The sequence below is a fragment of the Noviherbaspirillum sp. Root189 genome, from assembly GCF_001428545.1.
Taxonomy (GTDB): Bacteria; Pseudomonadota; Gammaproteobacteria; order Burkholderiales; family Burkholderiaceae_D; genus Noviherbaspirillum.
This window is the reverse complement of sequence record NZ_LMHZ01000020.1, coordinates 1-24615: the sequence shown is the minus strand read 5'-3', so window position 1 is coordinate 24615 and position 24615 is coordinate 1. Positions and strand designations below refer to the sequence as shown.

Annotated in this window: 20 protein-coding genes and 2 pseudogenes; 11 read left to right on the top strand and 11 right to left on the bottom strand. The window is 57.3% G+C overall.

The features are described 5' to 3' along the window. The first annotated feature begins 164 nt into the window (after nucleotides 1-164). Nucleotides 165-2912, top strand: coding sequence for a bifunctional [glutamate--ammonia ligase]-adenylyl-L-tyrosine phosphorylase/[glutamate--ammonia-ligase] adenylyltransferase (glnE, locus tag ASE07_RS13420; RefSeq protein WP_057291347.1), 2748 nt, complete (start codon nucleotides 165-167; stop codon nucleotides 2910-2912). Nucleotides 2913-3333: 421 nt separating this feature from the next. Here glnE and gap read toward each other — a convergent pair whose 3' ends face one another. After that, nucleotides 3334-4344, bottom strand: a complete 1011-nt coding sequence (gap, locus tag ASE07_RS13415; protein ID WP_057291346.1) for a type I glyceraldehyde-3-phosphate dehydrogenase — start codon at nucleotides 4342-4344, stop codon at nucleotides 3334-3336. 154 nt (nucleotides 4345-4498) lie between these two features. Beyond that, nucleotides 4499-6493 carry a transketolase gene (gene tkt / locus ASE07_RS13410; protein ID WP_057291345.1) on the bottom strand — a complete coding sequence of 665 codons (1995 nt, stop codon included), beginning with the start codon at nucleotides 6491-6493 and terminating at the stop codon, nucleotides 4499-4501. Nucleotides 6494-6828: 335 nt separating this feature from the next. On the opposite strand from tkt, the gene ASE07_RS13400 reads away from it, so the two are divergent. The 9 genes from ASE07_RS13400 to ASE07_RS13360 all read left to right on the top strand — a co-directional run bounded on the left by ASE07_RS13400 (nucleotide 6829) and on the right by ASE07_RS13360 (nucleotide 16609). Next, complete coding sequence (locus ASE07_RS13400) at nucleotides 6829-7554, top strand: 16S rRNA (uracil(1498)-N(3))-methyltransferase (RefSeq protein ID WP_057291343.1); 726 nt, start codon at nucleotides 6829-6831, stop codon at nucleotides 7552-7554. A gap of 146 nt (nucleotides 7555-7700) precedes the next feature. Then, a complete protein-coding gene (locus ASE07_RS13395) occupies nucleotides 7701-8120 on the top strand; it encodes a YidB family protein (protein ID WP_057291342.1) in 420 nt (139 codons plus the stop codon). 19 nt (nucleotides 8121-8139) lie between these two features. Next, complete coding sequence (locus ASE07_RS13390) at nucleotides 8140-9006, top strand: zinc-dependent peptidase (RefSeq protein WP_057291341.1); 867 nt, start codon at nucleotides 8140-8142, stop codon at nucleotides 9004-9006. 93 nt (nucleotides 9007-9099) lie between these two features. Further along, nucleotides 9100-10077, top strand: a complete 978-nt coding sequence (locus tag ASE07_RS13385) for a bifunctional riboflavin kinase/FAD synthetase (protein ID WP_057291340.1) — start codon at nucleotides 9100-9102, stop codon at nucleotides 10075-10077. A gap of 62 nt (nucleotides 10078-10139) precedes the next feature. Beyond that, complete coding sequence (ileS, locus tag ASE07_RS13380; RefSeq protein ID WP_057291339.1) at nucleotides 10140-12989, top strand: isoleucine--tRNA ligase; 2850 nt, start codon at nucleotides 10140-10142, stop codon at nucleotides 12987-12989. Between the two features lie 204 nt (nucleotides 12990-13193). Next, nucleotides 13194-13715 (top strand): signal peptidase II, encoded by a 522-nt coding sequence (gene lspA / locus ASE07_RS13375; RefSeq protein ID WP_057291338.1) that lies wholly within the window; start codon nucleotides 13194-13196, stop codon nucleotides 13713-13715. A 59-nt stretch (nucleotides 13716-13774) separates the two neighbouring features. After that, nucleotides 13775-14965 carry a bifunctional phosphopantothenoylcysteine decarboxylase/phosphopantothenate--cysteine ligase CoaBC gene (coaBC, locus tag ASE07_RS13370; protein ID WP_057291337.1) on the top strand — a complete coding sequence of 397 codons (1191 nt, stop codon included), beginning with the start codon at nucleotides 13775-13777 and terminating at the stop codon, nucleotides 14963-14965. A 74-nt stretch (nucleotides 14966-15039) separates the two neighbouring features. Continuing rightward, nucleotides 15040-15489: a dUTP diphosphatase gene (gene dut / locus ASE07_RS13365; protein ID WP_057291336.1), complete on the top strand. Its 450-nt coding sequence runs from the start codon at nucleotides 15040-15042 to the stop codon at nucleotides 15487-15489. Nucleotides 15490-15502: 13 nt separating this feature from the next. Next, nucleotides 15503-16609, top strand: coding sequence for a M48 family metallopeptidase (locus tag ASE07_RS13360; protein WP_057291335.1), 1107 nt, complete (start codon nucleotides 15503-15505; stop codon nucleotides 16607-16609). A 137-nt stretch (nucleotides 16610-16746) separates the two neighbouring features. Here the strand turns inward: ASE07_RS13360 and ASE07_RS30690 are convergent, their stop codons facing one another. After that, nucleotides 16747-16896: a DUF4394 domain-containing protein gene (locus tag ASE07_RS30690; protein ID WP_442946071.1), complete on the bottom strand. Its 150-nt coding sequence runs from the start codon at nucleotides 16894-16896 to the stop codon at nucleotides 16747-16749. A gap of 484 nt (nucleotides 16897-17380) precedes the next feature. Here ASE07_RS30690 and ASE07_RS13350 point away from each other — a divergent pair, with 484 nt between their 5' ends. Next, a complete protein-coding gene (locus tag ASE07_RS13350; protein WP_162256883.1) occupies nucleotides 17381-17797 on the top strand; it encodes a c-type cytochrome in 417 nt (138 codons plus the stop codon). 41 nt (nucleotides 17798-17838) lie between these two features. On the opposite strand, the gene ASE07_RS13345 is transcribed toward ASE07_RS13350, so the two are convergent. The 8 genes and pseudogenes from ASE07_RS13345 to ASE07_RS13315 all read right to left on the bottom strand — a co-directional run. After that, the gene (locus ASE07_RS13345; RefSeq protein ID WP_057291374.1) at nucleotides 17839-18714 is read right to left on the bottom strand and encodes a DMT family transporter; all 876 of its coding nucleotides are present in this window, start codon (nucleotides 18712-18714) and stop codon (nucleotides 17839-17841) included. A 196-nt stretch (nucleotides 18715-18910) separates the two neighbouring features. Continuing rightward, complete coding sequence (locus ASE07_RS13340) at nucleotides 18911-19603, bottom strand: ion channel (RefSeq protein ID WP_057291332.1); 693 nt, start codon at nucleotides 19601-19603, stop codon at nucleotides 18911-18913. Nucleotides 19604-19819: 216 nt separating this feature from the next. Next, the gene (locus tag ASE07_RS13335; RefSeq protein ID WP_057291331.1) at nucleotides 19820-20749 is read right to left on the bottom strand and encodes a CysB family HTH-type transcriptional regulator; all 930 of its coding nucleotides are present in this window, start codon (nucleotides 20747-20749) and stop codon (nucleotides 19820-19822) included. 12 nt (nucleotides 20750-20761) lie between these two features. Next, nucleotides 20762-21829: a sulfate/molybdate ABC transporter ATP-binding protein gene (locus ASE07_RS13330; RefSeq protein WP_057291330.1), complete on the bottom strand. Its 1068-nt coding sequence runs from the start codon at nucleotides 21827-21829 to the stop codon at nucleotides 20762-20764. A 2-nt stretch (nucleotides 21830-21831) separates the two neighbouring features. Continuing rightward, nucleotides 21832-22740, bottom strand: coding sequence for a sulfate ABC transporter permease subunit CysW (gene cysW / locus ASE07_RS13325; protein WP_057291329.1), 909 nt, complete (start codon nucleotides 22738-22740; stop codon nucleotides 21832-21834). Nucleotides 22741-22742: 2 nt separating this feature from the next. Then, nucleotides 22743-23606 (bottom strand): sulfate ABC transporter permease subunit CysT, encoded by an 864-nt coding sequence (cysT, locus tag ASE07_RS13320; RefSeq protein WP_057291328.1) that lies wholly within the window; start codon nucleotides 23604-23606, stop codon nucleotides 22743-22745. 464 nt (nucleotides 23607-24070) lie between these two features. Continuing rightward, nucleotides 24071-24220, bottom strand: a pseudogene (locus ASE07_RS30685) (IS5/IS1182 family transposase); the annotation flags it as partial. A 19-nt stretch (nucleotides 24221-24239) separates the two neighbouring features. Further along, nucleotides 24240-24443 (bottom strand): annotated as a pseudogene (locus ASE07_RS13315) (IS5/IS1182 family transposase); the annotation flags it as partial. Between the last annotated feature and the right edge of the window lie 172 nt (nucleotides 24444-24615).

Below are 24615 nucleotides of genomic sequence, written 5' to 3'. Positions count from 1 at the left end.
GCGGGCTCCTTGTTATGTCTCCCGCGTCGGATTAGCATTGCATGCATCATGTCCGTATGGATATCACCGAACAATGCTCAATAATTTATCAATGAACAACTCTTTATCGTGCGCTGCATCGCACATGCCTGTCCCTTTAACCCAGCCACTCAATTCCTGACACTGTGACCCCTTCCCTTTTGACCAGCGAAGTTGCCTCAAGGTTCTACTCGAGATGGCGCAACGCCGACCCGTCCCGCGCGGACATGGTAGCCGAGCTTGCCGGATTATCTATTACACCAGAGGTTTTTGCTCGGCTTTTACAAAAAGAAACAGCTGCCGGCATGCCTCTCCCGCGAGCGATGCGCCGGGTACGCAACCTGGTGGTCTCGGCATTAATCGATCGCGACCTTGGCGGACGGGCGGAACTGGCTGAAGTTCTGGCCACCATCAGCGACTTCGCCGATTTTGCCGTGCAGACCCACCTTGCCGCGATCTCTGCAGAGTTGGTGGAACTCCACGGCACACCCATCGGCGCCGACTCCGGCGAGCGGCAGGAAATGATGGTGATCGGCATGGGCAAGCTGGGCGGACATGAGCTCAATGTATCGTCCGACATCGACCTGATCTTCGTCTACCCGGAGAGCGGAGAGACCCGGGTGACGTCGCCCGAACAGCGGCAACTGTCGAATCACGAATTTTTTATCCGGGTCGGCAAGAAGCTGATCGGTGCGCTGTCAGAGATTACCGAGGATGGTTTCACCTTCCGGGTCGACATGGCATTGAGACCGAACGGCGCCTCCGGGCCGCTGGCGGCAAGTCTTGCGATGGTTGAAGAATATTTGCTGGTGCAAGGCCGGGAATGGGAGCGCTATGCCTGGGTCAAGGCACGTGCGCTGACCGGACGCCCGGAAGACATTGCCTCGCTTGAACAGATCGTGCGGCCTTTCGTTTACCGCCGCTATCTTGATTTCGGCGCGATTGAAGCCTTGCGCAATATGCATGGGCAAATCCGCGCAGAGGTGAAGCGGCAGGAGGTACGTCACCCGGAGCGCGCCAACAACGTCAAGCTGGGGCGCGGCGGCATTCGTGAAATCGAATTCCTGGCACAGGTATTCCAGCTGATTCGTGGTGGGCGCGATCTGTCGCTGCAGGACCGTTCGACACGTGCGACGTTGGTCACGCTTGCCGAGAAAAACCTGCTGAGTGCTGCTGAAGTGGAACAACTGCAAGCGGCTTATACCTTCCTGCGCAACCTTGAGCACCGCTTGCAGTATCTTGACGATGCACAGACCCACACCTTCCCCGCCAATCCGGAAGATCAGCTCACGATCGCGAAAATGATGGGTTTTGCCGACGTGCCCGCATTACTGGCGGAGCTCGACGCCCACCGGACCACCGTTGCGTCACAGTTCGATGCGATTTTTGCCGACAAGGCAAGCAGCACGCCGGCCACGCCGGTCGCCGAATCCGCGACGATCGTGCAAGGTAACCTTTCCGACATTGAACACCGTGAAGCCATCGAAGCACGCCTGCAAGCACTGGCCTTCGACGATGTGCCAGGCGCTACCAACCGATTGCTCGCCACCGCGCAGTCGCCACGCCTGCAGTCGCTACCTGAGGCAAGCCGGAACAAGCTGATGGCGCTGATTAACGCGTCGCTGCCACTCATCGCCGCCACATCGAACGCGCGAGCGGAGACCTTGGGGCGCCTGCTGGATTTTTTTGAAGCGATTGCACGACGCGCTGCCTACCTCGCCCTGCTCACCGAGTACCCGCACACCCTGGGCCGGGTGATTCGCATGATGGGCTCCAGCGGCTGGGCGGCCACCTACCTGACCCGGCATCCCATTCTGCTGGATGAATTGCTTGAAGACCGTACATTGACGGCAGCCCCTGACTGGACCGCATTCGCACAGGAGGTGCAACGTCAACTGGATGCAGCGGATGGCGACACCGAGCTTCAAATGAACGTACTGCGCGACCTGCATCATGCGCAGTTGTTCCGCTTGCTGGCGCAGGATCTCGAAGGCGGACTCACGGTGGAAAAGCTGGCCGACCACCTGTCAGCACTTGCGGACATTCTCGTCGGCGCAACCATCGGCGCGGTCTGGAAGACCATCCACAATCGGCATCGCGAGGTTCCGAAATTTGCGGTGATCGCCTATGGCAAGCTGGGAGGCAAAGAACTCGGTTATGCGTCGGACCTGGATGTGATTTTCCTGTTCGATGATGACGACCAGGAAGCGCCGGCGAACTATGCAAGACTGGCACAACGTTTCATTACCTGGATGACCACCCATACTCCCGCCGGGATCCTATTCGATATCGATATTGCATTACGCCCCGATGGCGCGAGCGGTTTGCTGGTGTCGCGGGTCTCGGCCTTTGAAAAATATCAGACGGAGCACGCGTGGCTATGGGAACACCAGGCGCTGACCCGTGCCCGCTTTTGTGCAGGCGATGCGGAGATCGGGGCACGCTTTGAAGCGATCCGTGAACAGGTTTTGCGTCAGCCAAGAGATGAGGAAAAACTGCGTCGCGAAGTTGCCGCGATGCGTACCAAGATGCATGAGGCACATCCGAACCGCTCCTTGCAATTCGATCTGAAGCACGATGCTGGAGGCATGATCGATATCGAGTTCATCGTGCAGTTTCTGGTGCTGTGCAATGCGTGCAAATATCCCCAACTGACGCCGGATATCGGGAATATCGCCTTGCTCAAATTGTGCGGTGAGCTGGGATTGATCGATGTGACGCTTGCAGGAGAGGTAGCGGACGCATATCGGACGTTCCGCAAGCTGCAGCATCAAATCCGGTTGCAGGGAAATGACCGGGCGCGGGTCGATGTGGAGAAGGTAGAGGTCGCCGCCGCGAAAGTAAGGGAGCTGTGGGGGGTGACGTTGGGGAGGAGTCAACTTAGCGCTACTTGAACGGACGTTAGAGAACGATGAGTAAGAATAAAATCCGTCAACGTCCTTCAGCATTCAGCATTCAGCATTCAGCAATGCGATGCGCAGCGAGCGAGCCAAGGTTCCCTCCCCTTCAAGGGGAGGGTTAGGGTGGGGATGGGTTTAAAAAACCCCCTGTGCAGAAAGAAGCGCAGCTGTCTGAGCCGCAGGCGAGTTCTGCGCTTCCCGCTTGCGGCACTGCTCTTTTGGGAACCCGAAGGGCGGCGAAGCGGGGTCGCCTTTCTTTGCCTACTTTCTTTGGCGAAGCAAAGAAAGTTGGTGGCCCGCCGGGGCCAGTCCCGGCAAGCTCGATCGAAGAACAAACAGACCCGATTCACCGAAGAAAACAAAAAAGGCGTACCCAGTCCCCCGGATACGCCCTTTCAACAACCAAAAACCTACATCACTTGGCCGACATCAACGCCACAGTCGTATCCAGCATACGATTCGAGAAACCCCACTCATTGTCGTACCACGACGACACCTTCACCAGACGACCAGACACCTTCGTCAGCGTCGCATCGAAATTGCTCGATGCCGGATTATGATTGAAGTCCACCGATACCAGCGGATCCGTGTTGTAAGTCAGGATGCCCTTCAGCGTGCCGTCAGAAGCTTCCTTCATGATCGCGTTGATTTCATCCACAGTCGTATCACGCGCAGCGATGAACGACAGGTCGACGATCGACACATTGATAGTCGGAACGCGGATCGCGAAACCATCCAGCTTGCCGTTCAGTTCCGGCAGTACCAGTCCAACAGCCGCGGCAGCACCAGTCTTGGTCGGGATCATCGACTGCGTGGCCGAACGCGCACGACGCAGGTCTTCGTGCATGACGTCGGTCAGCACCTGGTCGTTGGTGTACGCGTGCACAGTCGTCATCAAACCATTGACCACACCGATCTTGTCATGCAGCGGCTTGACCAGCGGCGCCAGGCAGTTGGTGGTGCAGGAAGCATTGGAGATAACGGTATCCGAGGACTTCAGCACGCCCTGGTTGACGCCAAACACGACCGTCGCATCCACATCCTTGCCGCCCGGAGCGGAAATGATGACCTTCTTGGCGCCGCCCTTCAGGTGGGCCGATGCCTTTTCCTTGGTGGTGAAGAAGCCGGTGCACTCGAGCACGACGTCGACATTGAGCTCGCCCCACGGAATTTCAGCCGGATTGCGCTGCGCGAAAACCTTGATCTTGTCGCCATTGACGATCATGAAATCGCCGTCCACTTCCACGGTGCCCGGGAACTTGCCGTGCGCTGTGTCGTAGCGGGTCAGGTGTGCGTTCGATTGCGCATTGCCGAGGTCGTTGATCGCAACGATCTGGATGTCGTTCTTCTTACCGCCTTCGTAATGCGCACGAAGGATGTTACGGCCGATACGTCCATAGCCGTTGATTGCGACGCGAATAGTCATGGTTTTCTCCTGAATGAAAAAGCAAAGTAATCATTCAGCTCCCGCTCCTCGCGGAGCCGGGTTGGGCAAGAGCGATTTCCGCATGATCGATGTGATCCGCGCTTCGCCCCAACCCAACCTCCCCGTCAACCGGGAAGGCGCTGGAAACTGTAAATCAACCTAAAACCGATTTCACCTTGGCCACGACATTGTCAGTCGTGAAGCCAAAGTGCTTGAACAGCACGCCCGCCGGAGCGGATTCGCCGAAGGTGTCGATGCCGACCACCGCACCTTCGAGGCCGACGTACTTGTACCAGAAGTCGGTCACACCTGCCTCGATGGCAACGCGCGGCAAGCCCTTCGTCAGCACGCTTGCCTTGTATGCGGCATCCTGGCGGTCGAACACGTCGGTGCTCGGCATGGAGACGACGCGAACCGCGATGCCCTCCTTGGCCAGTTCATCCGCGGACTTCATCGCCAGTTCCACTTCCGAACCGGTGGCAATCAGTATCGCCTTCGCATCCTGCGCGTCGCGCAAGACGTAGGCGCCACGCTGGATGTCGTTGATCTGCTGCTCGTTGCGCTCCATGTATGGCAGGTTCTGGCGCGAGAAAATCAGGGTGCTCGGACCATTGCGGCGTTTTACCGCCTGCTGCCATGCCACCGCCGATTCCACGGTGTCGCAAGGACGCCAGTTGTCCAGGTTCGGGATCAGGCGCAGGCTGGAGATGTGCTCGACCGACTGGTGGGTCGGGCCATCTTCGCCAAGGCCGATCGAATCGTGCGTGAACACGAACAACGAGCGGATCTTCATCAGTGCCGCCATGCGGAGCGCATTGCGGCTGTAATCGGAGAACGTCAGGAAGGTCGCGCCGAAAGGCAGATAGCCGCCATGCAGTGCGATACCGTTGATCATGGCACTCATGCCGAACTCGCGCACACCGTAATTGATGTGGTTGCCCGGCTGCTCGCTGCGCACCGCGACCGATTCCTTCCAGTTGGTCAGGTTGGAGCCGGTCAGGTCAGCGGAGCCGCCGAGGAATTCCGGCAGCACCGGCGCCAGTGCCTGGATGGCATTCTGGCTGGCCTTGCGGGTCGCGATGGTTTCCTTCTTTTCGACGCAGGAGGCAATGTATGCCTTCATCGCATCGTCCAGGTTACCAGGCAGCTCGCCTTTCATGCGGCGCAATAGCTCGCCTGCCTGTTGCGGATAGCGCTCGTCATATGCCTTGAACAATGCATTCCATTCGTTTTCCAGGGCCTGGCCGCTGGCCTTCGCATCCCATGCCGCATAGACGTCGGCGGGGATCTCGAATGGCGCATGCGGCCACGCAATTGCTTCGCGCGTCGCCGCGATTTCCTTGTCGCCGAGCGCCGCACCGTGCACCTTGTCGCTGCCCTGCATATTAGGCGCTCCTTTACCGATGACCGTCTTGCAGCAGATCAAGGTCGGCTTGTCTGCCTTCTTCGCTTGCGCAATGGCAGCGTCGATTGCAGCGACATCGTGACCATCGACACCGGGGATGACGTTCCAGCCGTAGGCTTCGAAACGCTTGGGCGTATCGTCGGTAAACCAGCCGTCGACCTTGCCGTCGATGGAAATGCCGTTATCGTCGTACAGGGCAATCAGCTTGGACAGACGCAGTGTGCCTGCCAGCGAACAGGCTTCGTGCGAAATGCCTTCCATCAGGCAGCCGTCGCCAAGGAAGACGTAAGTGTGATGGTCGACGATATCGAAGCCGGGCTTGTTGAATTCGGCGGCGAGCAGTTTTTCTGCCAGTGCCATGCCGACTGCATTGGTAATGCCTTGGCCGAGCGGTCCGGTCGACGTTTCCACGCCAGCGGTAATTTCATACTCAGGGTGACCAGGCGTCTTGGAATGCAGTTGACGGAAGTTCTTGATCTCTTCCATCGACAGGTCGTAGCCGGACAGATGCAACAAGGCATATTGCAGCATTGAGCCGTGGCCATTGGAAATAACAAAGCGATCGCGGTTGATCCAGCGCGGATTGACCGGATTATGGCGATGGTGTTTGGTCCACAGGGCAACGGCGATTTCTGCCATGCCCATGGGCATGCCGGGATGGCCGGAATTTGCCTTTTGTACTGCGTCCATCGCCAATGCGCGGATCGCATTGGCCATCTTGTCGGTGGGGAGAGTGGAAGTCATGTCAAGTCAAGGTATGTGGCGGGTCTTGGAGCGGCTGCGGGCGTCACGCATTGCCGGACGCGGGATGTTGCAAAGCCCGATATTTTACCAGAGTGCGATTGGCGGATTTAAAATCGGGCGGTATCAGGGTATGCCTTTCATGACCATCGTGTTCTTCGTGGCACCTGTTCATTGCCTGCTAGTAATAACTATGTAAATCCCATGTATATACAAGGTATATACATGTAAATACTTAGTTGAAACAAAGAAAACAAAGTAATAACAACTCAGCCCTCTATTCAACTTCCTGCGACTTCAACGCCTATTTTTGCGCCAACGTCTCGTCAATCAAAAACATGCCTCGCTTCTATATCCCGCAAGCCCTTTCTATTGGTACGGTCGTTTCCCTGCCTGAACATATTACGCATCACATCCACGTTCTTCGGCTTGCTATTGGCGAAGCGATTACATTATTCAACGGCGAAGGCGGAGAATTCACCGCGACCATGCAAACCATAGAGCGCAGGCGTGCGGTTGCAGAGGTAAAAGCATTTTCTCCGCGGGAAGCCGAATTACCGTATGCATTAACGCTCGCCCAGGCCTTGCCGGAAGGCAGCAAGATGGACTGGATTATTGAAAAAGCGGTGGAACTCGGTGCTACCGCGATCCAGCCGATTGCGGCCCAGCGTTGCGTCGTCCGTCTTTCGTCCGAACGTGCGGCGAAAAAGTATGAACATTGGAAGAACATTATCGAAGCAGCTGCCGAACAGTGCGGTCGTAACCGGCTCGCCCACCTTGCTGAACCGGAACAGTTCACCCAATGGATAGCCCAGAGCGACTTGCACCACCGCATCCTGCTGTCGCCGCGTGCAACCCAGTCGCTCTCCGATTGGGCGCGACATCAACCACCTCAATGCGTGTCTCTGCTGATCGGTCCGGAAGGAGGCTTCACCGAGCAGGAGGAAAACATGGCACTTAGCCAAGGCGCGCTTTCCTTGTCTATCGGACAACGCGTTCTTCGTACGGAAACAGCTGGAATCGCTGCAATTTCTGCTCTGAATGCGGTGTGGGGCGAACTCTGAGAACCCCACCCGGACTTTTCCGGGCTCTTTCAAGCCAGAAAATTTTGCGCCATAAACCCAGATCAAAAGTCCCGTCGATTCCTCACCGGCATGCCCGCATTTCACCTAAGGTAACTGCTTTCTCCAATTTCTGAGGGAGGCACGCGATGGGGCTGCTCGACAGGGCATTCGACATGCTTGGCGATAACCATTTGCCATTAATGGATTCCAGAACTCGCCTGTTGCAGGCGGCCTTGGCGCTGATTGCCAATAATGGCCAGACCGGGGGCCTGCACGGCCTCGTGGAGCGTTTCCGGGAAGAGGGCGCGGTCGATATTATCCGCTCGTGGATCGGTGCCGGACCCAATATGGCAGTCGCGCCGTCCCAGATGGAAAAGATCCTCGGTGACGGTCAGCTTAAGCAGATCGCAGAGGAAACAGGGTATACCGAACACGACGCGGCTGAACACCTCAGCGTCATGCTGCCCGACCTGATCGATCAGCTCACTCCAGCCGGGCAAATTCCCCATGGCGGCGTTGGTAACATGAGTGTGCTGCTGGACCATTTCATGGGCGGCTATCACTAAAATCGGTAACAATGCCGGCATGGAATGGTTACGCCGACTCTTTGCCCGACAAACGCCCCGTATTCCCGACCCGATGTGGGCAGCGGCCGTCAGCCGCCTGCCCTTTCTGCAGCGGCTTGCGCCAAATGATCTCATTCGCCTGAAAAACCTGAGCGAGACGCTGCTTGTGCGCAAAACCTTTACCGGCGCCGGTGGCTTTGTGCTGACCGACGACATCGCGGTACAGATCGCCGCCCAGGCTTGCCTGCCCGTCCTTAACCTTACGCTTGACATGTACGACGACATGGCGGGTGTCATTATTTATCCGGCGGCGTTCATTATTCCGCAGGCCGAAGTCGACGAGGCTGGTGTCGTGCATGAATGGCATGAGCCGGTATCCGGAGAGGCCATCGATGCCGGCGGCGCGGTGGTGTTGTCCTGGGAAGACGTGGCGGAAACCGATGTCGCTGGATACAACGTTGTCATCCACGAGTTTGCCCACAAATTAGATATGGGAAGTGGATCGCCGAACGGGTTTCCGCCGTTCTTGCCCGAATGGCATCGATCGTTAAGCGCAGCGGAATGGAAACGCGAATTTTCGGCTGCATACGAGGACTTTTTACGGCGCGTCGAGAGGGTTGATGCCATGCTGCCGACGGATTTCGACGACGAAAATCCCGAGCATGCGGCGCTCTATGACACGTTATCCGCGCAATTGCCCCTTGACCCGTATGCAGCCAAGCATCCGGCAGAGTTTTTCGCGGTCGCCTCCGAAGCATTTTTCGTTTTCCCGGAGCCGCTTGCACTGGCGTATCCGGCGATCTATCGCTTGCTGAAAGACTACTATCGGCAGGATCCGCACGCCGCCGAGGTGCGAGATTCCGGCGCCGGATCGCGAATTGATTGACACTTTGGCACCTCAGCTTCCTCTTGCAGGGGGGAAAAGCGCGCGAAAGCGCATATAATCACAGGTTTTGCATCTGGACTCCGAGCCATCTCCATGAAGGTATTTCGCGGACTTCCCAACGCTGCATCGCGAGCGCCCTGCGCGCTGACGATCGGCAACTTCGACGGTGTGCACCGTGGCCATCAGGCCCTGCTTGCGCACGTGCGCGAAGCAGCGACGCGACTCGGTGTTGAAGCGGCCGTCATGACCTTCGAGCCGCATCCGCGCGAGTTCTTCGCCCGTCTGGCCGGCGACCTGTCGCGCGCGCCGACCCGGATCGCCAACCTGCGCGACAAACTCCAGTCTTTATCCAATGCCGGCATCGACCGTGTCATCGTCGAACATTTCAATGCCCATTTTGCCTCCATGTCCCCGGAGGACTTCGTCGAAAAGGTCCTGGTGGAAGGCTTGCACGTCAAATGGCTGATGGTCGGCGAAGATTTTTGCTATGGCTCCAAACGCGCGGGCAATGTCGCAACGCTGATCGAAGCGGGCAAGAAATACGGCTTCCACGTCGAAGCCATGCCGGCCGTGACCAATGAAGGCACCCGGATCTCCTCGTCGGCTGTGCGCGCTGCGCTGGCCGACAGCAACTTTGCACTGGCGGCGCAGCTGCTCGGCCATCCTTACGCAGTCTCCGGCCATGTCACCCATGGCAAGAAGCTGGGCCGTACCATCGGCTTTCCAACCCTGAACCTGCGCATGGCGCACAAGCGCCCTGCGCTGTCGGGCATATTTGTGGTGCAGGTGCACGGCCTGGCGAATCATCCATTGCAAGGTGTCGCCAGCCTTGGTGTGCGGCCGACGGTAGAGGACAGCGGCCGCGTGCTGCTGGAAACCTACCTGTTCGACTACGCGGAGCAGTGCTACGGCAAGATCGTGCGCGTCGAGTTTTTAAAGAAGCTCCGCGACGAAGAAAAGTACGTCGACCTGCCAACCCTCACCGCTGCGATTGAACGCGATGCGCAGCAGGCCCGCGATTTCTTTAAAGAGCGTGAAGCGCTTGCCGTGTCAGCCACAGACCGAATTTGACGATCAGACGATGCTGATACCGATGCCGTTTGATCCACCGAATTTTTAACATTGAAACCACCATGTCCGAGCAAAAAAACAAGTACCCGGTCAATCTGACCGAAACCGCCTTTCCCATGCGCGGCGATCTCGCCAAGCGCGAACCGAAATGGGTCAAGGAATGGCAAGACAAGAAGATCTATCAGCGCATCCGCAAGGCCTCGAAGGGCCGCCCGAAGTTCATCCTGCATGACGGTCCTCCCTACGCCAACGGCGACATCCACATCGGCCATGCAGTCAACAAGATCCTCAAGGACATGATCGTCAAGGCACGCAATATGGCGGGCTTCGATGCGGATTACGTACCGGGCTGGGATTGCCACGGCATGCCGATCGAAATCCAGATCGAAAAACAGTACGGAAAAAACCTGCCGACCGCCGAAGTCCTAGCCAAGTCACGCGCCTATGCATCGGAACAGATCGAGCGCCAAAAGAAAGACTTCATCCGTCTTGGCGTGCTGGGCGAATGGGACAATCCTTACAAGACCATGAACTTCGGTAACGAGGCCGACGAAATCCGTGCACTCGGCACCATCCTCGAAAAAGGTTATGTCTATCGCGGCCTCAAGCCGGTGAACTGGTGCTTCGACTGCGGCTCGGCGCTGGCCGAAGCCGAAGTGGAATACCAGGACAAGCGCGATCCGGCCATCGACGTCGGCTTTCCTTTCGCCGAGCCGGAAAAACTGGCCAAAGCCTTTGGACTCGGCAAGCTGCCGACCGACAAAGGCTATATCGTCATCTGGACCACTACGCCCTGGACCATCCCCGCCAACCAGGCGCTGAACGTGCATCCTGAGTTTGACTATGCGCTGGTGCAGACCGAACGCAACGGCGAAGCGATGCTGCTGATCCTTGCCAAGGATCTGGTCGAAGCCTCGCTGCAGCGTTACGGCCTCGAAGGCAAGGTCATCGCCACCGCCAAGGGCGAAGCGCTGTCGCTGATCAATTTCCGCCATCCGTTTGCCGGCGTCGACAAAGGCTACGACCGCCTGTCGCCGGTCTACATGGGCGAATACGTGACGCTCGATACCGGTACCGGCATCGTGCACTCGTCGCCTGCCTACGGCATCGAAGACTTCCAGTCCTGCAAGGCGCACGGGATGAAGGATGACGACATCCTCAATCCGGTAATGGGCGATGGCAAATACGCGTCCTGGCTGCCCTTCTTCGGCGGCATGAACATCTGGGAAGCCTCCAAGCCGATCTGCGCGAAGCTCGATGAAGTCGGCTCGCTGTTCAAGCTGGTCATGTTCGACCACAGCTACATGCATTGCTGGCGCCACAAGACGCCGATTGTCTACCGCGCGACGTCCCAATGGTTCGCCGGCATGGATCGCAAGCCGAAGGATAACGGTCAGACCTTGCGCGAAACCGCGCTTGCCGGTATCGAAGCAACCGCCTTCTTTCCCAGCTGGGGCAAGGCCCGTCTGCATGGCATGATCGCCAACCGTCCCGACTGGACCCTGTCGCGCCAGCGCCAGTGGGGTGTGCCGATGGCCTTCTTCGTGCACAAGGAAACCGGCGAACTGCATCCGCGCACACCTGAACTGCTGGAACAGGTCGCACAGCGCGTCGCGCAGCACGGCATCGAAGCCTGGCAGGCACTCGATCCGAAAGAATTGCTGGGCGACGACGCTGACATGTACGTCAAGAACAAAGACACCCTCGACGTGTGGTTTGATTCCGGCACGACCCACCAGACCGTGCTGCGCGGCTCGCATGCGGCGGAATCGGCTTTTCCGGCTGACCTTTACCTTGAAGGTTCGGACCAGCATCGCGGATGGTTCCATTCCTCGCTGCTGACGTCGTCGATGATCAACGGCCGCGCGCCGTACAAGGCCCTGCTGACGCACGGTTTCGTCGTCGACGGTGAAGGCAAGAAGATGTCCAAGTCCAAGGGCAACGTGGTCGCTCCGCAAAAGGTGTCGGACACCCTTGGCGCCGAGATCCTTCGCTTGTGGGTGGCATCGACCGATTATTCCGGCGAGCTGTCCATCTCCGACGAGATCCTCAAGCGCGTGGTGGAATCTTATCGCCGTATCCGCAATACGCTGCGATTTCTGCTTGCAAACACGTCAGACTTCGATCCGAAGAAAGATGCGGTGCCGGTTGCGGACCTGCTTGAAATCGACCGCTATGCGATCGCACGGATGGCCGAATTGCAGGCCGATATCCTGCAGAACTATGAGGTATTCGAATTCCACCCGGTGGTCGCCAAACTGCAGGGGTACTGCTCGGAAGACCTCGGCGGCTTCTATCTCGATATCCTGAAGGACCGGCTGTACACGAGCGGCACGACTTCCGCCGCACGTCGTTCGGCGCAGACTGCAATCTGGCATATCACCCAGGCTTTGCTGCGCGTCATGGCGCCGATCCTGTCGTTCACGGCGGAGGAGGCATGGGCGGTGTTTGCCGGGCCGGAAGGCTATGCGGAAAGCGACGAAACCATTTTCACGCAGGTCTATTACGCGCTGCCCGAGATTGCCGATCGCGACATGCTGCTGGCAAAATATGCCGTCTTGCGTGAAGTCCGCACCGACGTGACCAAGCAGCTGGAAGAAGTGCGTGTGGCCGGCGGCATCGGCTCCTCGCTGCAGGCGGAAATCGAGATCAAGGCGAGCGGCGACAAGTTCAGGTTGCTCAACAGCCTCGATGATGACCTGAAGTATGTGTTCATCACATCGGCAGCAAAGGTGACGCAAGTGAACAGCGTAGCGGAAGAAGCTGTGACGGTCACCCCCTCAGCGCATCAGAAATGCGAACGCTGCTGGCACTATCGCGCCGACGTGGGCGCCCATGCTGAACATCCCGGCCTGTGCGGACGCTGCTTCAACAACTTGTTCGGCCATGCAGAGCCGCGCAAGTTTGCGTAAGTCTGTATTCGCAGCCGGCACGCCCAGCTTTCTCGTTGCCTGCATTTCCCTCAAAAGAATGCAGGCAACGCCGTTGACACCGTTGGACGGGCCAGTACTTGTTTCGCATGTCCATGTCCATGCGACCGTTGAAACTTGAATGTTGAAAGTTGAATGTTGCATGTTCAACATTCAGGCAACCGGTCGATAACTTAAATTCCTGCTATGGCATCCAAACAAAAGAGCATCAAGATGTTTTCGTCCGGCCCGAGCGCGAGCATCGCGCCCTGGCTTGGTATTGCTGCAATCATTGTCCTGATCGACCAGATCACCAAGATTACGATCAACAAACTGTTCACCTTCGGTGAATCGCTTCCAGTCACGTCTTTCTTCAACCTGGTGCTCGCCTATAACAAGGGCGCCGCGTTCAGCTTCCTTGCCAGCGAATCGGGCTGGCAGCGCTATGTATTCACTGGCGTCGCCATTGGCGCGGTGATCTTTATCACCTATCTGCTGAAGCGCCATGCCGGGCAACGTTTGTTTTGCTGGGCGCTGGCGTTGATCCTTGGCGGCGCGGTCGGCAATGTGATTGACCGCGTGCTCTATGGCCACGTGATCGACTTCCTTGATTTTTACGTACCCAATTCCAGCCTGCCGCACTGGCCGGCGTTTAACGTAGCCGACATGGCCATTGTCGGCGGCGCCATCCTGTTCGTCATTGACGAACTCCGGCGCGTCGGGAAATAACTTGTTGGCAACACTGCTACACTAACGTCATTCGATTGTTGGGATTACTGGGAACTTGCATGGACCTCGAACGGAAACGAATCGTCCTGGGCCTTACCGGCGGCGTCGCCTGTTACAAGGCCGCCGAGCTGACGCGCGGCCTCGTCAAGGCCGGCGCAACAGTCCAGGTCGTGATGACCAATGCGGCGACACATTTCATTACGCCGGTCACCATGCAGGCCCTGTCTGGCCGCACGGTCTATACCGACCAATGGGATGCGCGGATTGCAAACAACATGCCGCACATTGACCTGACACGCGATGCGGATGCAATTGTCATCGCGCCCTGCTCTGCGGATTTCATGTTCAAGCTCGCGCATGGCGCCTGCGACGACCTGCTGTCGACCCTGTGCGTTGCACGCCCGATGACCGTACCCTTGCTCGTCGCGCCGGCAATGAACGTCGAGATGTGGCAGAACCCGGCAACACAACGCAATGCCACGCAGTTGCGGTTCGATGGCATCCACATTCTTGGTCCCGACGCCGGTGAACAAGCCTGTGGGGAAACCGGCATGGGGCGCATGCTGGAACCCGAGCAACTGCTTGAAGAAATCATTGCCTCATTCCGCAACAAGGTCCTGACCAGCAAACGCGTCCTCATTACCGCGGGCCCGACCTTTGAACCTATCGACCCGGTGCGTGGCATCACCAATCTCTCTTCGGGGAAAATGGGTTATGCAATCGCGCGTGCGGCACGTGAAGCTGGCGCCGAGGTGACGCTCGTGTCCGGCCCCACCGCCCTGTCGACACCCTTTGGCGTGCACCGCATCAATGTCCAGACCGCGCAGCAAATGTACGATGTGGTCATGTCCCGCGCCCCCAGCCAGGATATCTTCATTGCCGTGGCCGCGGTGGCCGACTGGCGTGTCGCCAATGCCAGCGTCCAGAAACTGAAAAAGAACGAAGCCGGCGACGTGCCGCAACTTCAGTTTGAACAGAATCCGGACATCCTCGCGGCTGTCGCAGCCCTGAAAGACAAGCCCTACTGCGTCGGCTTTGCAGCGGAATCCGAAAACCTGCTCGAATACGGTGAGGCCAAGCGCAAGCGCAAGGGCATTCCTCTCCTGGTCGGCAATATTGGTCATCAGACGTTTGGCAAGGATGAGAACGAGTTGGTGCTGTTCGACGATGCGGGCAACAAACGCCTGGCGCGCGCCGACAAGCATGACCTTGCGCGTCAACTGGTCAGCGAGATTGCCGGCCGCTTGTGATCGCGCAACGATAAGCTGTATTTTTTTGTAAGCCCCTGTGCGTCTTCGGACAGGCAACTTTATTCTTACACCTCATGAAATCCATAGACGTCAAAATTCTCGACCCGCGCATGAAGGAACAGCTTCCCGCTTATGCAACACCTGGAAGCGCCGGGCTCGACCTGCGCGCCTGCATCGACGAACCGATGACCATTCGCCCTGGCGAAACCCATCTCATTCCCACTGGCCTGGCAATTCACCTCGCCGACCCGGGCTATGCCGCGGTGATCCTTCCTCGCAGCGGCATGGGCCACAAGCATGGCATCGTGCTGGGTAACCTGGTTGGTCTGATCGATTCCGATTACCAGGGTCAGTTGATGGTATCGACCTGGAATCGCGGACAAACCGAATTCACTCTCAATCCGATGGAACGACTGGCGCAACTGGTCATCGTTCCGGTATTGCAGGTCGGTTTCAACGTGGTGGATGAATTCGATTCCAGCGAACGCGGTGCCGGCGGTTTTGGCAGTACCGGAAAACATTAATAAAGGAAGACACATGCCTGTTCTCAAGCGACTTCAACCGCTTTTGCAGATTGCCGCGCCTCGCAAGGAACTGCTGCTGATCCCCGCCGCCTTGCTGCTGGCAGCCTGCGCCACCACCACTTCCGCTCCGCCCGATCTGCCGACCAGGCCGGCGGAACCAAGCGTACGCACGGTACCGCCGGCGCCACCGACGCAGGAAGAAATTGCGTTGCAGTCGCTTGCGACGATGCAGGACCGGCTGTACCGGGTTGCGGCACCGCTGATCGTCAATAACCCCGAGCTCTGCAAATCCCAGGCACGCAATCTGCTCGGCTTTACCGCCAAGAACCGCTATTCCTATTCGAACGAATATATAGCCGCAGCGCAAAGGGTGCTGGGGTTGGGCGACAAGTTGCGAATCATGGGCGTACTGGCCGGTAGCGGTGCGGCAAATGCAGGCGTGCGCGCCGGCGACGTCCTGCTGTCCGTCGAGGATCGTATCCTGCCCGAAGGCGAGAATGCGGAACGTCAGGCCGCCTCCATCCTTGCGCCACTGGTCACGGGTCGTTCCTCAGTCAAAATCGCGGTGTTGCGTGATGGCGGCAATGTCACATTGAATGTCCCGCTGACCCATGCCTGCGCTTACGGGTTTGAACTTGGCAATACCGATAACGTTACCGCGTATGCCGATGGCTATCGCGTACTGGTATCGCGTGGCATGATGAACTTTGCAAAGACCGATGATGAGCTGGCCTACGTACTGGCAAAGGAAATGGCTCACATCACGCTCGGCCATCCGGCACGCCAGCGCATGAGTGCGACAGCCGGTGGGATTATCGACAACCTGACACGCATCCGGCCCGACATGAGCACCATGAGCGGCCTTGCAGGCATCAAACCCATGCCGCAAGAACTGGATGCCATTGCCGACAGGCTGTCGCTCTATATGCTGGTCCGCGCCGGCTACAAGATCGATGACACCATTCCATTCTGGCGCCGGTTAGCGGCGCAATTTCCGCCGACAGTATTAAACGCCTATACGGCCATGCATCCGGGCACCAACTTCCGCGTCGCGGCGATGGGCCGTACGCTGAAGGATATCAAGGCAAAGCAGGCGGCAAACAAGCCTTTGATGCCCTGAGTCGTTAATCGATAGCGGAGCTTTTCGGGTCTCACCCTCCGCCGAGAAAGGTGAGACAAAGGACAGGCAATTCGACAACGGCCTGCCATGCTCCTTGTGCCTTGTGTACACATTGTGGCGGTAAAGCGATCTGCGCTTTACCGCTTAACGCTTAGGGCTCGATGGCCATTCCGACAACGCGCCCGGTTGTCCCTCACCACGCGAATGCGGTCAACTGTGGGATTGAAGTCGAAGCCGATTGAAGCGGTCGGCATCATCGCCACTGACCCACTACCTGTCATTGCCACTGTGCCGTTACGTGTTGGCTCACACCAAACAGAAGATGTGGGAATTCTCCTTCAAGAGAGCCAATCATATCCAGTCAATCAGCGACTGTCCTGGAATAACCAAGGTTTTCAAAGGCTTAGAAGTTTCCCTTACCAGATCAAGCCGGCTGGCATATTCCCTGCATGAGATCGATGGATTTTTTTGACTGGCAAGGCGCAGGAGGAGTCAATAGCGAGCTATTGACGACGAGTGCAACGCAGGCAGGCGGCTCGGCGCCCCCGAAAAAAGACGCGATCTCATGGTGCGTTATGGGTTGGGATTGGTATAAGTCCTTTACCTGCGGGATGATGCTATTTGCATTTGTGTCCATCCCGGCGATATGGCGATGCCGCAGGCTCTATGCCCGTAGCTTGCTGTAGCAGGCTGTAACAGGCGCAAACCATGAATTCATATGACAAGACAGGAGTCGTCATGAGTCATTTTTCTACCGCATGTATTTTTAAGATGGCAGGCGTGTTGTTCGCGCTTTTCGCCGGTACGGCTCATGCCGCCGGAAATCCCGAACGTGGCGCACGAGATTTCCGGCCATGCATGGCCTGCCATTCGGTCAAACCCGGCGAGCACTCGATCGGACCGAGCCTGGCTAACGTGTGGAACCGTAAGGCCGGAACAGTTGAAGGGTTTCTCAGTTACTCTTCCGTGCTGAGAGAAGCAAACATCGAATGGAATCAGGACAACCTCGACAAGTGGCTCAGCGCCCCTCAAAAAGTCATTCCCGGAACCAGCATGAATTTTCAGGGAATCGGGGACGCGCAGGAGCGCGCCGATATCATCGCCTTTCTCAAAGCGGTTTTCGAAAACACGGCGCCTGATATCCCGCCGCAAGGCAGCATGGTGCAAAAGCGACGCCGCGGCGGATGATCTGCGTTCTCCGTGTTCCAGGCCGAGGTCAAATCTTCTGGCTAGTTTTTTGTGACCCTTAATGCCGTCGCAACGCCCGTCAGCGTCAAAGCCATCGCCCCAATCTCCCTCCAACCCAAAGGCTCTCCAAGACTCAAGGCAGCCGCAAAAACGCCCACGACAGGCGTCAACAAGGTTGCGATCGACGCCAAAGCCGGCGGTACCCGGCGCAGGGCGGCAAACCACATGATGTAACACAGCCCCATCGGCACCAGCGTCATGTACACCATGACCGCGCCACCTCTGAAGCTTAGGGCCGACAGTTCAGGATGTTCAAACAGGACGCCGAACAAAACCATTGGCAGGCATCCAATGGCGAGCTGCCAACTGACCAGTGCAAGGGGATCGATTGGCAGCGGCTTCAATGCGACTGTACCAAGCGCAAACAACATTGCGGCAGCCAATGCAAAGAGTACGCCGGGCCACTTCCCGGCCTCTATGCCAGAGGTTGAGCCGGCGAACAACAACGCTATGCCGGCAAGGCAAAGTGCCAGCCCCACGATACTTTTGGCACCTGGCTTTCTCCCGAGGAAAGGCCACGCAAACAAAGTGGCCCACACCGGCATCGTATAAACAAGAAGCGCGCCCTGGCCAGCGTTCAGCCAGCGCATGGACAAAGTGGAAAACCCCATCCACGCAAAGATATTGAAGAACGCGCTGAGCGAAATCCGGCCGAAATACGCGCGCGGCACGATCAGACTTCGTCCGGTTGCGGCGGCGATCAGTGCAATGATCAATGCCGCGCAAAGACCCGAGGTCCCGCGCGCGAACAGGGGTGGCCATTCCTGCAGGAGGAACTTCATCGCCGGCCAGTTCAACCCCCATCCGATTGAGGTGGCAAGTAAGCAAAGCAAACCAATAGAGCGGGAATCGGGCATGGATACGTTCGCGGACAGGGTATGAAGCCGATGGATCGAAAAGCAGAGCTTAATGGTAAATCGGCCTGCCTGCTTGTCGAGAAATTGGTGTGCTTCAACCGTATCCGATATTGACCATGCAATCTGACTGAAACTGCCCTTGCCTGGCAAAAAGCGATGACGCCAAATTTGGCGACCGGTCCAGGGACCCGTCGCGCTAGTCCGTGTCAGCGCTGTCGTTCTTTTTACGCTTTGACGCTGGCTTCCCCAAGGGCATCGTGAAACCGATGAGCCGGGTAACAACGGCGGCCAGATACATTAGTCCTGTCAGCATCTCGATACTAGCCAATGAGCGAGCGTGCGCCGAGACGGCCACGATGTTACCCATCCCGGTGCCCGTTAGCAGTGCAAAGCTCAGATGGTTCAGGTCTGACCAGGTGCGGATCACCCCATTGTCCGAGAAGGCACCAGGTTGCAGCGCCTGGGTCATCACAAAGAGGTGGGTGAACGCCCAGATAAGCAGTGTGAAGGTGGCGGCCGCTGCGTAAAGCTCATCGACGGTTGTCTGGTAGTCCTCCATCATGTAGGCAATAAGACTGGCAGCGGCAAAGAAGTAAAAGGCTGCCTCCAGCGCGGATGACCAAGGGAGCAGGCCAGGCATGTCGAAGAGACTTTGCAGAGCCACCAGCAGGATGACGGGGACCGCGAGCGCAACACTGATCCAGGTCGGCCCCGGCGTCCTGTGAACGGTGCGAATGGTCATGCCCAGCACGATGACACCGAAAACATTGAGGCCGGTCTGGCCAAATTTTGTGACTTCGATGAACGGGTACAGGAGCACGCCGAGCACTTGCACGAGCAGCAATATAGCGGAGGGGTGCCTTTTAGGGTGGTGAAAGAATGTCGTCATTTGGCAAACGTCCTGAAAGATATCTTTGGCATTAAAACATGCCAGGAACCGCCTGCCAAAATTGCCGTTCTTCCAAGGGGATTGATGTGCCTCTGTCAACCGGTTATTTCACTGCGACAATGACAAGGGACGAGCAGATCGTCGCACCTTGCCATTCTCGATCAGCCGTATTAACTGCCGCGCGCCCTACGCAACTCCTGCTTTACAAATGAAGCCTTAAGTCCCGCTCATATTCAGCGCCGTTTCGATATCCGAACGCTTCAGCTCAGGCGCAAACTGCAGAATGAATTCATAGGTGTAAGACCGCAGGTAGGCGCCGCGACGCACCGCCAGCCGCGTCACATTCGGCGCGAACAGGTGCGGTACTTCGATCGCGTGCAAACGTCCGCCGCGGTTTTGTTCGACCGCCATCGACGCGACAATACCCACTCCGAGACCAAGCGACACGTACTGCTGGATCACGTCGGAATCCATCGCGGTCAGCACGATATCCGTCGAAATGCCAGCCTGCCTGAACGCGTCGTCAATATGACTGCGCCCGGTAAAACCGACGTCATAGGTAATGAGGGGATAGGCGGCGAGATCTTCCAGCGATACGCTGTGAAGGCGTGTCAACGGATGCTCTTCGGGTACCACGATCACGTGGCTCCATTGATAGCACGGAAAAGAAACCAGTTCCTCGAACTGACTCAGGCCTTCGGTGGCAATGCCAACGTCCGCCTTGCCGGAGATAACCCACTCGGCAATGTGCTCCGGGGCGCTCTGCTGCAACGCGATGCGTACATTGGGGAACGTTGAACGGAAAGATTGCACTACCTGTGGCAATACATAACGTGCCTGGGTGTGGGTCGTCGCAACGCTCAGTGTTCCACTCTTTTCTCCCGCGTATTCCTGGCTGGCTTGCCGCAGGTTTTCCGCCTCCAGCAAAAGGCGGTCGATGATTTGCAGGATGCCTTTACCGGGTTGGGTCAGGCCAGTCAGTCGCTTGCCGTTGCGCTCGAAAATTTCGACGCCGAGCTCTTCCTCGAGTTCGCGGATCTGTCGGCTGACACCCGGTTGCGAGGTGAACAGGACATTGGCGACTTCGGTCAGGTTATAGCCGCGGCGCGCAGCTTCCCGGATTGATCGCAGTTGTTGAAAATTCATTTGCTTGCTCCCTTATATACCCTGGTCGACAAACACGCGCAGGCGCTTGGGCCGCACCACCAGTGTTTCGCCCTCGCTGAAACCGAGTTGCGTGTATCGCTCGGTTGAAATGACGGCTTCGATGAGTTCCTGGTTATCGGCGCGCTCCAGCTCCAGTTGCGCCAGGGGACCGATCGCATGCGCACGGCGCAGGCGGGCTACGATGCCTTCGGCATCGGCGGTATAACGGTCGACTTCCAACTCGTGCGGGCGGACGAAGCCGACACCTTTCGCATCCTGCGCCTGCACATGATCCGGCGCGTCGAGCGTGACACCACCGGCATCCAGCACACCTTCATGAACGCGGCCGTGGAACAGGTTGACGTTGCCCAGAAAGCCATACACGAACGGCGATGATGGATGGTTGTACACCTCGTCAGGCGCACCGATCTGCTCGACCTTGCCTTTGTTCATGAGCACGATCTGGTCGGCGACCTCCAGCGCTTCTTCCTGATCATGGGTAACGAAGATACTGGTCACGTGCAGTTCATCGTGGAGGCGGCGCAGCCATCGGCGCAATTCCTTGCGGACCTTGGCATCAAGCGCACCAAAAGGCTCGTCAAGGAGAAGGACGCGGGGTTCCACCGCCAGTGCGCGTGCCAGCGCGATACGCTGGCGCTGGCCACCGGACAGCTGCGGCGGATAGCGGTCGGCCAGCCAGTCCAGCTGGACGAGCTCAAGCAGCTGCATAACCTTTTGCCTGATGTCCGCTTCAGATGGACGCACATTACGAGGCTTGACCCGCAAGCCAAATGCGATGTTTTCGAACACGGTCATATGCTTAAACAAGGCGTAGTGCTGGAACACGAAGCCGACCTGGCGCTCGCGAACGTGGTGCGCAGACGCGTCCTGTCCATCGAGGAAAACTTGTCCTGCATCCGGCTGTTCGAGGCCCGCGATGATGCGCAACAAGGTAGTTTTGCCGCAGCCCGAAGGGCCCAGCAATGCCGTCAGTTCACCCTGCGGAAAGCTGAGCGATACATTATCCAGCGCAACGAAATTGCCAAAGCGCTTGTTGATGTTGCGAACTTCGATACCCATGATTATTCCTCGCCCTCATTCAGCGTTTTCAGATTCAGATCGTGCGCGCGCCACTCAACAAAGCTCTTGAGTGCCAGCGTCACCAGCGCCAGCAAGGCGAGCAACGAGGCCACCGCGAACGCAGCGGCAAAGTTATATTCGTTATAAAGAATTTCTACCTGCAGAGGCATGGTATTGGTCTCGCCACGGATGTGACCGGAGACCACCGAGACGGCGCCGAACTCACCCATCGCGCGTGCATTGCACAGGATGACCCCGTACAGCAGGCCCCATTTGATATTGGGCAGCGTCACATACCAGAAGGTGCGCCATCCGGATGCACCCAGCACGAGCGCCGCTTCTTCCTCTTCACTGCCTTGCGACTGCATCAGCGGGATCAGCTCGCGTGCCACGAAGGGAAAGGTGACGAAGACGGTCGCCAGCACGATACCGGGTACCGCGAACAGGATCTTGATGTCATGCTCGCGCAGCCATGGACCGAACCAGCCTTGTGCGCCGAACAGCAGCACATAAATCAGGCCGGAAATTACCGGCGATACCGAAAACGGCAAATCGATCAGCGTGAGCAGGATGTTCTTGCCACGGAAATCGAACTTGGCAATGGTCCAGGCAGCCGCGACACCGAAGACGAGGTTCAGCGGCACGGCAATCGCAGCGGTAAGCAGGGTCAGCTTGATGGCCGAAATCGCATCCGGCTCCACGATCGCCGAGGTGTAGGCATCCCAGCCTTTCTTCAGTGCCTCGGCAAATACAGCGACCAGCGGAATGAACAGGAACAGCGTCAGGAAAATCAGCGCGATACCAATCAGTATCACGCGAACCCAGACTGGTTCAACTGTGGCAGCCGGCGCATAGGCGGGTTCACCACGCGGCACGGATATCGGAAGAGTTGAGACAGCAGCGCCGGCCATATTTACACCCTCTCTGCCTGACCACGCTTGCGGGTCCAGGCTTGCAGCAGATTAATCGTCAGCAGCAGCGAAAACGATACCAGCAGCATCACCACCGCAATGGCAGTCGCCCCTGCATAGTCGTATTGCTCTAGCTTGGTAATAATGAACAGCGGCGTGATTTCGGACACCATGGGCATGTTGCCGGCGATGAAAATCACGGAACCGTATTCGCCTGTGGCACGTGCGAAGGCCAGTGCGAATCCGGTTAACAAGGCCGGCAAAATGGTCGGAAAAATGACCCTGGCAAATGTCTGGAGGCGATTTGCACCAAGGCTGGCTGCTGCTTCCTCAAGTTCGCGCTCGGCTTCTTCCAGGACTGGCTGCACCGTCCTGACGACGAAAGGCAGACCGATGAAGGTCAGCGCGACGACCACACCCAGCGGCGTGAAGGCAACCTTGACACCGAGCGGCTCCAGATAACGTCCGATCCAGCCGTTGGACGAATACAGTGCAGTCAGCGCGATACCCGCGACCGCCGTGGGCAACGCAAAGGGCAAGTCCACCAGCGCGTCGATAATCTTCTTGCCGGGAAAGCGATAACGAACCAGCACCCAGGCGACAATGCCGCCGAATACCACGTTGATCAGGGCGCCGATCAAGGACGCGCCGAAGCTCAGCCGGTAGGAAGCCATCACCCGATCCGACGTCACAGCGGCCACAAAGGCATCCCACGTCATCGTAAATGTCTTTAAAAACACGGCCGACAAGGGAATCAGGACAATCAACCCTAAATAAAACAGGGTAAAACCGAGCGAAAGCCTGAATCCTGGAATGACTCTTAAAACGCTGCCGCGGCTTGATGATTGTGGTGTTGCAGCCAGCATACCCCTCCCCCTTATTACAAATACAGCTATCGATGCGCCATATTCGCACTCGGAGGTTATAAAGCGAACTACTATTTATGCATCTTGTTATTCTGTTTTCGCATAAAGGTGCAAAGTTACTCGATAGTGCCCATCGCCATAGTTCGGCGCACATGCTAATCCTTCAAATTCAAGGTGTTACACGATGAGAGCTCCACGCCATGTCTCCTGTGGGTCATCAAAGCTACGCTGGCTTTTCGGATCCGCAAGCCGATTTTCAGCCGCCGTAAAAATATTTGGTCAAAGTGGAGGATGATTGGCACCATGCTCGTTGGCAATGGCAAAGATTGGTTAGGAAACAGACCTTGGCATAGTTCGGCGGTAGGACAGCAACCGACCGAGGTTGTGCGGAAATGTCCGCAGAATGACCTCAAATGAGAAGCTGGCTCCGATAAACATCGGATCACATGCGAAAGCCTTTCGGCCTATTGTCTCATTGCTGCAATCAATGTTTGCGTACCCAGGATGTTCATCATTCGCTTCATGTTGTACGCCAGCACATGCAAGCTCATCTCAGCTTGCACCTTCGGCAGCCTTTTCATCCGGAAGTGCGTGGCACCCATCCATGATGCGATTAAGGTAGCCATACACCTAGATTTTTAGCATGACCGCCGGATGGTAGGAAGGTCTTCCCATTTCAACTGGTACCGCACCCTCGAAGCCAAGTGCCTTTAAATCAAGCGTGTCGCTGAAGGCATCGATGACACGAACGGAATTGTCTTCAGCAACGTACTCATCCAACAAAGCCGGGAACATGGTGCTTTGTGTCCGTTCGACTCCCTCTACGAAGCGCTTCATCCGGATATCCCTCTCGTTAGTTCTTATCCGTTTGATACTTCAATTTGAGTTTCGTTTATTCATATAGAGGCGCTTTCACACATAGATGGTCGCCCCCGGTTTGCCAAGCGTTCAATTCATGATGTCGCGCAGGTGGAGATTGCAGCCATAGATCCGGACTTATGATCGAGGC

Excerpts from the sequence above, each read along its gene's own strand:
- coaBC (WP_057291337.1), top strand. The coding sequence starts at position 13,775 with ATGGACCTCGAACGGAAACGAATCGTCCTGGGCCTTACCGGCGGCGTC.
- ASE07_RS13390 (WP_057291341.1), top strand. The coding sequence starts at position 8,140 with ATGGAATGGTTACGCCGACTCTTTGCCCGACAAACGCCCCGTATTCCC.
- cysT (WP_057291328.1), bottom strand. The coding sequence starts at position 23,606 with ATGCTGGCTGCAACACCACAATCATCAAGCCGCGGCAGCGTTTTAAGA.
- ASE07_RS13385 (WP_057291340.1), top strand. The coding sequence starts at position 9,100 with ATGAAGGTATTTCGCGGACTTCCCAACGCTGCATCGCGAGCGCCCTGC.
- lspA (WP_057291338.1), top strand. The coding sequence starts at position 13,194 with ATGGCATCCAAACAAAAGAGCATCAAGATGTTTTCGTCCGGCCCGAGC.
- ASE07_RS13340 (WP_057291332.1), bottom strand. The coding sequence starts at position 19,603 with ATGACGACATTCTTTCACCACCCTAAAAGGCACCCCTCCGCTATATTG.
- ASE07_RS13360 (WP_057291335.1), top strand. The coding sequence starts at position 15,503 with ATGCCTGTTCTCAAGCGACTTCAACCGCTTTTGCAGATTGCCGCGCCT.
- ASE07_RS13400 (WP_057291343.1), top strand. The coding sequence starts at position 6,829 with ATGCCTCGCTTCTATATCCCGCAAGCCCTTTCTATTGGTACGGTCGTT.
- ASE07_RS13395 (WP_057291342.1), top strand. The coding sequence starts at position 7,701 with ATGGGGCTGCTCGACAGGGCATTCGACATGCTTGGCGATAACCATTTG.
- tkt (WP_057291345.1), bottom strand. The coding sequence starts at position 6,493 with ATGACTTCCACTCTCCCCACCGACAAGATGGCCAATGCGATCCGCGCA.
- cysW (WP_057291329.1), bottom strand. The coding sequence starts at position 22,740 with ATGGCCGGCGCTGCTGTCTCAACTCTTCCGATATCCGTGCCGCGTGGT.
- ASE07_RS13335 (WP_057291331.1), bottom strand. The coding sequence starts at position 20,749 with ATGAATTTTCAACAACTGCGATCAATCCGGGAAGCTGCGCGCCGCGGC.
- ASE07_RS13350 (WP_162256883.1), top strand. The coding sequence starts at position 17,381 with ATGGCAGGCGTGTTGTTCGCGCTTTTCGCCGGTACGGCTCATGCCGCC.
- ileS (WP_057291339.1), top strand. The coding sequence starts at position 10,140 with ATGTCCGAGCAAAAAAACAAGTACCCGGTCAATCTGACCGAAACCGCC.
- ASE07_RS13330 (WP_057291330.1), bottom strand. The coding sequence starts at position 21,829 with ATGGGTATCGAAGTTCGCAACATCAACAAGCGCTTTGGCAATTTCGTT.
- gap (WP_057291346.1), bottom strand. The coding sequence starts at position 4,344 with ATGACTATTCGCGTCGCAATCAACGGCTATGGACGTATCGGCCGTAAC.
- ASE07_RS13345 (WP_057291374.1), bottom strand. The coding sequence starts at position 18,714 with ATGCCCGATTCCCGCTCTATTGGTTTGCTTTGCTTACTTGCCACCTCA.
- dut (WP_057291336.1), top strand. The coding sequence starts at position 15,040 with ATGAAATCCATAGACGTCAAAATTCTCGACCCGCGCATGAAGGAACAG.